6 protein-coding genes and 1 pseudogene are annotated in these 10,340 nt (G+C 64.7%); all 7 read right to left on the bottom strand.

Features of this window, described 5'->3' with window-relative positions:
- Positions 1-362: pseudogene (locus tag JFN91_RS21785) on the bottom strand (CxxxxCH/CxxCH domain c-type cytochrome); the annotation flags it as partial.
- A 135-nt stretch (positions 363-497) separates the two neighbouring features.
- Positions 498-4,130: a cytochrome c3 family protein gene (locus tag JFN91_RS21780; RefSeq protein ID WP_199391242.1), complete on the bottom strand. Its 3,633-nt coding sequence runs from the start codon at positions 4,128-4,130 to the stop codon at positions 498-500.
- A 387-nt stretch (positions 4,131-4,517) separates the two neighbouring features.
- Positions 4,518-5,984, bottom strand: coding sequence for a B12-binding domain-containing radical SAM protein (locus tag JFN91_RS21775; protein ID WP_199391241.1), 1,467 nt, complete (start codon positions 5,982-5,984; stop codon positions 4,518-4,520).
- A 46-nt stretch (positions 5,985-6,030) separates the two neighbouring features.
- Positions 6,031-7,452: a B12-binding domain-containing radical SAM protein gene (locus JFN91_RS21770; protein WP_199391240.1), complete on the bottom strand. Its 1,422-nt coding sequence runs from the start codon at positions 7,450-7,452 to the stop codon at positions 6,031-6,033.
- A 64-nt stretch (positions 7,453-7,516) separates the two neighbouring features.
- The gene (locus JFN91_RS21765; RefSeq protein ID WP_236015309.1) at positions 7,517-7,924 is read right to left on the bottom strand and encodes an HsmA family protein; all 408 of its coding nucleotides are present in this window, start codon (positions 7,922-7,924) and stop codon (positions 7,517-7,519) included.
- Positions 7,924-9,156, bottom strand: a complete 1,233-nt coding sequence (locus tag JFN91_RS21760) for a hypothetical protein (RefSeq protein ID WP_199391239.1) — start codon at positions 9,154-9,156, stop codon at positions 7,924-7,926. Before JFN91_RS21760 ends, JFN91_RS21765 begins: the two co-directional genes overlap by 1 nt.
- Positions 9,153-10,145: a DUF2318 domain-containing protein gene (locus tag JFN91_RS21755; RefSeq protein WP_236015308.1), complete on the bottom strand. Its 993-nt coding sequence runs from the start codon at positions 10,143-10,145 to the stop codon at positions 9,153-9,155. The genes JFN91_RS21760 and JFN91_RS21755 overlap by 4 nt, the downstream gene beginning before the upstream one ends.
- Positions 10,146-10,340: the final 195 nt, after the last annotated feature.

Raw genomic sequence — 10,340 nt, 5'->3', positions numbered from 1 at the left:
TGGCAGGCCGCGGTGGAGCAGGTGCCCATCGGGTTCGGCGGAACCGAGGTCTGGTTCACGAAGCCGGCCGCGATCTTCCTGGAATAGCCGATGCCGTCGGAGAGCTCGATGGTCTTGTTGCGGTGCCCCATCGGGTAGGTGCTCACCTGGCTGCCGTGGCAGGTGACGCAGGAGCTGACCGCCGAGGTGGCGTGCCCTGCGTGGTTGCCCGGCACAGCGCCGGTGTTGGGGTCCTTTTTGCTCGTTGCCGAATCCAGCGGCGGCATCGTGTGGCAGAAAGAACAGTCATAGTTGTACTGCGAGGCAGCCTGTGCCTTCCCCGCGGTCAACTGCATCAGCGTCAGCATCAGCAATGCCAACACAAACAGACATCGACCTCCATACTTCGGTACCATTACTTCTCCTCCTCTTCTGGGCCCGGCACAGCGTGCCGGACGTTTATTCAAGCTGAATCGGTGATTGATTCAGTTACTTGAGTAATTGTGTATAGGTCTTTTTTACCTTTCCGTACTCCACCGTGCCGACGGGCTCATGTGGCAGGCGATGTTGAAGCAGTTGCCGGTCTTGTTGGCGCCGGGTACGCTGGTCAGCTTGGCGCCGGTGTAGACGGTGAAGGAGTTCGCAAAGCGCAGGCTGTTGTCCACCAGCACCGTCACGTTCTCGACGTTGTTCTTGATGGGCGTCACCATCTTGTGGTACGGCGTGACGCCGACGGCGCCGCCGTTGTGGCACACGCTGCAGTTGGTCCACCCTTCCTCGGGCTTGGCAAAGGGCGAGATGTGCGCCGCCACCAGGTGCGCGCCGCCGCCGCCGGAGTAGTCCTCGAAGCGGGCGTTGGCCCAGTTGGCGTAGCTGCCGAACCCGGTAGCCGTGTTCTTCGGCGCCGGCGGGTAGCCGTGGCACGAGTCGCAGCCGCCGCCGATCGGCTTGAAGGCGCCGCCGCTGCTGTTGTGCGGGTGGCAGTCCAGGCAGCCCGAGGTGTAGTGGCTGCTCTCGGGTACGCCGGCCAGGTAGTGGTTGGTCTTGGTGTGGCAGACCTGGCACAGGCCGCGGTTGGTGACCGGGTCGACCAGGTTGTTGACCCGGTCGGCGTAGGCGATGTTGAAGCCCCTGATCTCGCCGCGGATCATGGAGAGGTTGCCGGTGCCGTGGGTGTCGTGGCACTCGCGGCAGGCGACCGGCGTGTTGTCCTTGGTGACGTGCGTGCCGAGGTTCAGGAGGCGCGCCGAGACGATGGACGCGTTGCTGTGGCAGGAGGCGCACAGCGTGTTGTCGTTGTTCATGAGCAGGCGCTTGCTGTCACCCAGGGTGCCGGTGATGTGGGTCGCGTTCTGATCGTGGCACACCGTACACTGGTTGCTCACCGCGAAGCGGCCGTGCCCCTGGGTGCCGAAGTACGCCTTGTACGGCGCCTGGGTCCCGTTGGGGAGCGTCGCCGGGCTCTGCGCGTGGCACACCGTGCACTCGATGCGGGCGGTGGTCTTCCAGTCGACCAGCTGGCCGGCGTGGCAACCCATGCACAGCGAGCCGTCACCGCTCTTCAGGTCGGGGGAGCCGTTCATGTGGGTGGCGGTGGTGCCGACGTGGCAGGCCTGGCAGGCGGTGTACTCGCTCCCCAGGTAAGCGCCCGGGCCGTAGACCGAGGTGATGTGGGTCGCGTGCTGGTTGGTCGCCATCGGGCTCGGGGTGGAAGCGGAGCCGCCGTGGCAGGTGATGCACAGGTCGCGCGCCTTGTAGGCGATGACTGAGTCGGCCACCGCCTGGCTGATCAGCCCCGCGTCACGCAGCATCGGCACCGCCAGCGTGGTCACCGAACCGTCGATGACACCGTTGTCCAGGATGTCGATGGAGTCCATGGCCAGCTGCTTGGAGTAGCGCGGGTTGTGGCCGAAGGAGCCCAGCTCGCGGATCAGGAAGGCGTAGTTGAAGGCCGCGCCCATGACGTTGGCGCCCTGCTGCCCGGAGCCCCAGTTGCGCTGGTTGAAGTGCGGCGGCTGCGCGGTGTAGATGAAGCCCTTGGCGGCCAGCTGGGCACGGAGCACTTCCAGCAGGTTCACGAAGGAATCGCGCGCCAGCTGACGCTGGTCCTCGGACATGTTGGCGCCGTGGCAGGTGGTGCACAGGGTGCTCACGCCGCTTCTGAAGGAGTGGCCGTAGGTACCGTTTCTGTGGCAGGAGACGCAGGGGCCCTTGGCGTTGGTATTGCCCAGGTTGCTGTGGGTGGCGCCCAGGTCATAGCTGCGGCCCGGGAACTCATACCCCCCCTTGGCGTACATGGCGGCCGCGGCAGTCGCGTAGTGCGGCGGGATGAAGGCCATGTTGGTGAAGTCGGCGTTGGCCTGCAGTTGCGCCGTTATCACCTGGCCGGTGTTGTTGCCGCTGTGGCAGGTCATGCACAGGTTGGACTCGCCCACCGCCGGGTTCACGTAGGTCGGCTCGTTGGCGAACGGCTTGGACGGCTGCACCGTGCGCAGCGCACCGGTGACGATGTCGATGTGGCAGGCGCGGCAGGTGACCATCTCCTTGGTCTTGTCCGAGGCGACACCCCAGGCCGTGGTCACCTTGCCGGTGGAGAAGTTCACGAAGCCGGTGGTGGTGTGGCACTGCACGCAGCCGCTCATGGTCTTGAAGTCGTAGGTCGAGTATGCCGGTGCGCTCCCCTTGGCGTGCCCGGAGGTGTACCATGCCTGGCGGATGGCCTGGTTGGTGACCGTCGAGAAGTGGCAGTCGGTGCAGGCCGAACGCGAGGTGACGTAGGTCGCCGGGTAGGCGCCGGTGGTCATGTTGCCGTAGTGCAGCGTCTCCAGGTCGCCCTGCACCGCCGCGAAGCTGGAGTGCGGGTTGTGGCAGGAGATACAGATAACGTTGGGGCCGATGTCGACGGTGTGGTTGGGGACGATGCCCAGGCCGTTGTCGTGGCAGCTCTGGCAGACGCCCGGGTCGGCTTCCGGCAGGTGCGCGCCCCCCTTGTGGCAGGAGGTACAGGTTACGCCCTTGGTCTTGTGCATGGAGCGGTCATAGCCGGCGAAGATGGAATCGGTGTGGCAGGCGGCGCAGAAGTAGCCGCCGACCGGGCCGGCGCTGGCATTGAGGTTCACGAAGGTGTTCGAATCGACGGTGGTCGTGTTCACCGGGGTCGGCATGGCGCCGGTGGTGTGACAGGACACGCAGGAAACGCCGAGGTACTTGTGGTTCGAGGAGGACCAGGAGATGAAGGCCTGCGGGGTCGGATAGATGCCGGTGGGGCCGTGGCAGCCGTTGCAGTCGGTCCTCATCGACGAGATCAGCGAGTCGACGACCTTGACCTGGGTGGTCGAGGTGGCGACGGCCACGCCATTTAAGTACTGGGTAAGCCGGAACACGTAGGTGCCCAGCGTCATCGGAGTGAACTCGGGGTTCAAGGTGCCGGCGCCGGTCAGGGTGACCGCCGGGCCGCTGTCCTGGGTCCAGGTGAAGGTGCCGCCCCCCTGCAGGGTGCCCCTCAGGGTCACCTTGGTGACGATCATGGCGGTCTGGTTCTCGCCTGCGTTGGCCCCGATCGCCGAGAAGACGGCCTGGACGGTCCTGGGGGAGGTCACGTTGGTCACCGTGATGGTGGCCGGGGTGGAGCAGGGGTAAGTGACCGGGTTGCCCGAAACGGTGACCGTACCGCCGGTGACGCCGGTCAATACTGCGCCGGCGTTGGGGCTGGCGGTGAGGGTGGCGTTGCCGCCGTAGGCGATCGCGGTGCTGGCCGGGGAGACGGTGCCGGGGCCGTAAGCCGCACCGGTGACCGTGTACTTCTGGATGGTGAAGCCGGCCACCAGGGACTGCACCGAACCGTCCGACTTCTGGACCGTGGTGTAGTAGTGGGAGGTGTAGTTACCGATCACCTGGGCTACGCCGCTCTTGGTCACGCTGGTGATCTTGTAGCCGGGGTTGGCGGTGACCCGCACCGGGACCGGGGCGGCCGTAGTGAAGTTGCTGTAAACGACGGTACCCGCGACGGTCTGGACTGCATTGTTGCGGACCTGGAGCGTGCCGCCGGCAGTGTTCAGCTTGGTCTGCAGCTGGAACGATGTTGCCGCCCATGAGAGCGCCCCCGATATGACGGCCGTAGCAGCCAGAACAGCCAGTGTTTTTTTCAGCATAACCTTCCCCTGTTTCTCATCTTCTAGTGCGGGATTGGACGTATCTAGAGGTACAAAGTTGTCTTACGGCTTCCACTATCAGCAAAAAGCATACCCGGCACACGCTACGTTATATGGCGAAAATGGGATTTATGACCCAGGTGGGGCAAAACCCCAAAAACTAGCGGGTTTTTTTTGCAAGGCTGCTACGGGTGGGCTTGGCGTATTTTAAGCTAAAAGCGGCGGGCACCACCGCTGCCGGGGCTGTTTCGGCGATATCACGGATAGGCTTTTGGAGAAAAGGAATGGACTTGGCAATACAACGGTAACGGAAAGGTAACGGCTCAATGAAAGACCGGCGGCGAAGGTTTTGCCGCCGGTCCGGGGGGAAGGGCCAAGGGAGAAGTATCAGGCTACTTTTTTCATGCGCTCCTTCATGCGCTCCATGTCGGCGCCCGAGAAGTCGAAGCTCTCGCCATGGTCTTTCATCATCAGCATGAAGGCGCTCAGGAGGTACTTCCGCTTGAAGCCGTCCTCCATCTCGACGATCTCCTGCATCTTGTTGCTGTAAAAGGACATGTAGCACTTGCCCAGCGCCTGGGTGATCTCCGCCATGGTCATCTGGTACGGTTCGATGATGGGGCAGACCAGGTTGTACTTGGAGTAATCGAAGACGCGGATGCGGTCCTTCATCTGGGCGTGGATCGGGGTGAAGGGCATCGGGGTCACCACCGGGAACACGGCGATGTCAGGGTTCAGGTAAATGGCGGACTCGATGGTGCTGTCAATGGAATCCCAGGTCTCGGTAGGGAAGCCGATCATGAAGGAGGCCTCGGTGATGATCCCGGCGTCGCGCAAAAGATCCAGGGCATGCTTGTTCTGCTCGAAGCTGGTCCCCTTGTTCAGGCTGCCCAGCACGTCCTTGTCCGCGCTCTCGGCGCCCAGGTAGACGTGGATGATGCCGGCTTCACGGTACTTGTCCAGGATGTCGGCGTCGCGGATGATGTCCTCGACCCGCGTTTCGATCAAGAGGTGCACGCCCAGCTTGCGCTCGATGACCAGGTCCAGGAACAGCTCCCAGCGCTCGCGGTGCTTGGTGGGGTAGGCATCGATCAGGGTGAAGAAGCTGACGCCGTAGGTGCCGATGAGATGCTCCATCTCTTCGACCACCTTGTCGGGCTTTCTGCAGCGCCAGTCCTCGCGCCAGAACATGCGCTGGCTGCAAAAGGCGCAGTCCATGTCGCAGCCGCGCGAGGTGAGGATGGAGGCCATGCGGCCGTAGGGGGCCACCAGGTAGTTGTAGTCCTGCCAGTCCAACAGGTGCCAGGCGGGCTGCAGGGTGTCCAGGTCCTCGATGTGCGGCTGCCGCCCCGTGTAAAGGACGCGCTCCCCCTCCCGGTAGGCCACACCCTTGACCGCCTTTGGGTCACCGGCGCCGTTCAACGCCGCCAGCAGTTTCTTCAGGGTCTGCTCCGGTTCTCCGGTGATGATGTAGTCGACGTGGTTGTCCCGATCCTCGAGAATCTCCTCGTACATGAAGCTCGGATGGGGTCCGCCTAATAGCGTTACAGTTTGGCTACATATTTCTTTAGCGATATTAAGAATGCGCAAGGCGTAGGGAACGGTGGCTGTGCTGATGGCTCCGGTGACCGGGAGGTAGTCCAGGGTCATGACCAGGTCGGGCTGGTACTGCTCGATTTCGCACCTGATATCGTCGAAGGAAAGCCGCTTGTTCATCGCATCGAAAATGCGTGCCTCGTGGCCTGTGTCGCAGGCGGCGCCGGCGAGGTAGGCCAGGTGCAGCGGCGGCCAGGTGCCGACGACCTGCACGCCCCAGCAGTGATACGGTGCGGTGATGAAGAGGATCTTGCTCATTAATTCTCCGATTTTGTTACAAAACTGTCCTACTGCAAGAATGATGCTATCTGCCACCCCCCCAGGGGTTCAGCTTCCCGATGACGAACGAACTGCTCATGATCAGCTTGGTGGCCCGCACCAGGTAACCGCGCCGGAAGGTGTCCTTCATGGTCATAACTTCCAGCATTTTACCCATATAGAACCTGCGGTAGCAGTCGTTGATTGCGCCCTGCAGTTCCTTTAGTGTCATCGTTTCCGGCTCCAGCACCGGGTCGATGAAGTTGAACCGCGCGTAGTCCTTTTCGCGGATTAACGGTGCCAGTTCCGGCATTCCGCCATATGGCCACGGGGTCAGCGCAAAGAAGTTGGCGTTGTCCGGGTTGTAGCGCTGCGCGGTCTTGAGGGTCGCCCGCACGCTCTCCGGCGTCTCGTCCGGAAAGCCCACGACGAAGGAGGCCTCGCTGACGATACCGTGGGCGTGGATGATGGCGAGCGCCTCCGCCGCCGCGTCCGCCGCTTGCTCCTTCCCCAGCCGCGCCAGCAGTTGCCGGTCCGCGGACTCGATCCCCAGGGAGATGTGCACCACACCTGCCTTGGCGTACTTCCAGAAGATGTCGCGGTCGCGCAGCACGTCTTCGGCGCGGGTCTCCAGGATCAGGTGCACCGGCAGCGCCTCTTCGATCAGGGCGTCCAGCAAGCGCTCCCACCGGGCGGCGTCCCGGGTGGGGTGCTCGTCGGTGATGAGGATCGCGTTGACGCCGTAGCGCCGGTGCAGGAGCGCCACCTCCTGTGCCACCTTGAGGGGATCCCGGGCGCGCCAGGCCTTGCGCCAGAACTGCTGCTGCGAGCAGAAGGCGCAATCGTGGCAGCAGCCGCGCGAGGTGCCGATGGCGGCGAAGCGGGAATCGGGGATAACGAAGTAGCTGTACAGCGGCCAGTCCACCAAGTCCCAGGCCGGCGCCAGTGCGTCCAGGTCCTCGATCAGCGGCGCCGCCGGGGTGACCTTGGTCCCATCCCCGTCGCGGTAGGCGAGGCCGGGGACACCGGCAGGGTCCCCCCCCTGTTCCAGGGTCTGCAGCAGGCGGGTGAGCGTCTGCTCCCCCTCGCCGATGACGACGTAATCGACGCCTCCCCCTTCGGCGAGGATCTCCCGGTACATGAAACTCGGGTGGATGCCGCCCAGGATGGTGACCGCGGCGGGATCGAGCGCCTTGGCAGTCGCCAGCACCCGGACCGCGTCGTTCACTGTTGCGGTCATGGCGCCGGTGGCGACGTAGCGTGGCGCGCTCTCCCGCAGGTGCCGTTCGATCTCCGGGTAGCCGTCGCCGGTGGCCATGGCGTCGTAGATCTCGGCCTCGACCCCGGCCTCGCGTGCAGCCCCTGCCAGGTACACGAGCCCCAACGGGAGCCAGCGCCCGGAGATTTCCGGTATGCCGCTGTGATAGGGCGGCGTGACGAGGAGGATCTTATTGTTTGCTGCGTTCATGTAAGTTCCAGTCCTGATCATCCCGAAAGCGAAGGGGGACGGGCACCTGGCGGAGCCAGTCCCCTTACCGGTGCAGCCTCATCATACCGGAGAAGGCACCGCTGAAGAAGGCGATCAGCCAGCAGCTGTAGATGGTCAGGCTGACCCGGTGAAAGACGCGGTTCACCGCATCGGCGCGCCCGGCCAGCGTGGCCGCTAGGGCCAGCAGGAAATGAAAGGCCATCCCCGAAAGCGAGGCGAGCCCGGTGATGTTGTGGATCTGCGGCGCCTTGCCGAATGCCTGCGCGTAGAGGTTCATCTGGTGCGTGCCGATGTAGTCGCACAAAAGGCCGATGCCGAAGATGACCAGGTGCTTGGTGCGTAACCCCTGGCGGCGGCCGCTGAAAACGGCCCAGGTATAAAAGATGAGCGCCAGGGTCATCCAGAAGATGGCCACTGCCAGCATGGGGCCTGAGCCCTGGACGGACGGCATCACGGCGCACCCCCTTCCGCCGGCTGCAACCGGTCCAAAAGTTCGTGGAATCGCCCGGCGTGGGCGCGATGCCCCCCCTCGGCACGCGAGCAGGCGGTGACGTTCCCGGCCTGCCCCAGCAGGAGGATCTCCTGGCGCGGCCATCCCAACCGGACCGGGACGAACCAGAGCAGCGACAGCAGCAACAGGGCCGCCGCGCTCCAGATCAGGGGCACCCCTGCGTCCTGGACGAAATCGGCAACCACCACCCGGCGGAATTCCGGCAGCGCCAGACGATAGCCGCCGCCGCTCGCTTCGCCCCCCAGGGGTGCGCTCCCACTGAAGACCTGGGCCTCCCCCTTCAACAGCCGGAACTGCAGCGTGATGCTGCCGGTGGCGTAGGGATCGCGCCCCTCGCCGGGCACCATCTGGAAGATGAACCGGTAGGGGGAGCCCGGTATCTGGAAGGTATCTTCCTTACCGGGAGGGTAGATGCTGAGCACCGCGAACTGTTCGAAGCCCCCGGGGAGGTCGGGAGCGGAGAAACGCAACAGCGGCGCGATGCCGAGGTAGCGCGGGTAGAGGTAGTAGCCACGGTGCGTGCCCGGCGGGTAGAGGCCGAAGTGCCGCTCCCCTCCCCCCGCGCCGGCAACGCTGATGTCGAGCGTGCGCTGCAGGAAAAGCCCCGGCTCCTCCCTGAGAACGATGCGCTGCACCAGGTCGCGACTGAGCGGAAGGGCTTCCCCCTCCAGCACCACCTGGCGGTGCGTCACACGTCCGGTGAGGCTGAAGAGGATGCCGCAGAAAAGAAGCACCATCCCCAGCAGGTACAGGAAGCGGGCCGGGAAGAGGGTCACGCCGCGCCAGGCGGCGAGCGATCCGGCAGCGGCGCGCACCGCGTAACCCTGCTCGGCCAGGCGTTTCCCCTCCTCCTCGAAAGCGGCTGTTTCCGGGAGCGCGACCTCGTCGTCGAAAAGACCGGAGGGATCTATCCCCGCCGCGCCGGATAGCGCCCGGCGCCGCTTGAGGAATGAGCGGCACTCGGCAACCAGGCGGGCGGCACCATTCAGGGGCACCAGTGCCAGCAGGGCGATCAGCGCCGCGTTGCCGCGGGTGAAGGCCATGAGCGCGGTGAGCGGCTCGTTGGTGCCGAAGGCAATCCCCACGTAGAGGAGCAGGAAGAAAGTAAGCACGCAGGGGGTGACGGCGGGCGAGGCGGCACCCTTTATCGCTTTGGACACGAGACGGCTCATTTACCCATCCCCTTGCCGTGGGCGGTGACCTGCACGGTGCTCTCCCAGGTGTTCAAAAGCGTCATTCCATCGATGACCACGGTGTCCCCCTTGACCGAGCAGGGCACAGGGACCGGGTTGCAACCGCCGGGCTTGCCCACCGTCTCCAGCGGGATCAGGGTGCGGCAGTAGTAGCAGATCACGGCGTTGCCGGCCTGGGCATACCCTTCCGGCTGGCAGATGGCGCAGGCGTCCAGGGTGGTAACCAGCTGCCCCGCCGGGGTCTGCATGACGAAGAAGCGCGCCTCGCGGCTCCCCTGGCGATAGCTGAACTTGTGCAGTTTGCCGTCCTCGAGATCGACCTCCCCCTTCTTCGGGATCACGATCTGCCCCGCCGGGGTCGCAGTGACCTCGATCGGTTTGGGATCCCAATACTCGGTGGCGGGGAAGCGGCTCTGGTAGGCGGCGCCGGTTAAAAGCACCAGCGCGAGCAGCGGAGCTACCAGGCGCAGACGGCGCTCGCGGATGAAGGCGGCCAACAGCTTGCGCCGCGCCGCTCCCTGGCGGATGTGGGCCACCGAGGGGAGCCGCTCAAGCCTGAGCGCCAGCGCGATGAAGAGCACCGGGAGATACCAGAGCGCGAGACCTCCCCACAGGCCCACCTTGTCGCTGAAGAGGAGGCCGATGTAGCTCCAGACGTCAGTCCGGAAGAAGGGGTGGTCCGGGATCAGCATCGACTCGAAGAACTGGTGCACGAAGTCGTGAATGAACTTCATCACCTCCATGGAGAGGGGGGAGAAGGGGTCCAGCCGCTGCACCGAGCAGGCCATCACCATCAGGGCCGACACCACCAGGGCCAGGAGCGGAATCCCCCGCGGCACCAGCCGCTCGGGTAGGTAGCGCGCCGGGTATGCGGCGGCCAGGGCCATGACGGCACCGGCACAAGCAAGCGACAGGTAGGGGATGAGGCGCACCGCACCGCCGTCCAGCGGAGCCAAGCGGCAGAGCATAAGCGCTCCGGCCAGTACGCCAGCGCCTACGGCGATGACGGTAGCAAGAAAACCACGGGAATACCCTTCGCGATTATCGAGAAACCCTTCGCGAACGGTGGGAGACCCTTCCCGAACCGCGGGAGACCCTTCCCGAACTGCGGGAGACCCTTCCCGAACCGCGGGAGACCCTTCCCGAACCGCGGGAGACCCTTC

This window comes from Geomonas anaerohicana (genome assembly GCF_016458305.1).
Classification (GTDB): Bacteria; Desulfobacterota; Desulfuromonadia; order Geobacterales; family Geobacteraceae; genus Geomonas; species Geomonas anaerohicana.
This window is presented reverse-complemented; position numbering and strand designations above follow the sequence as displayed.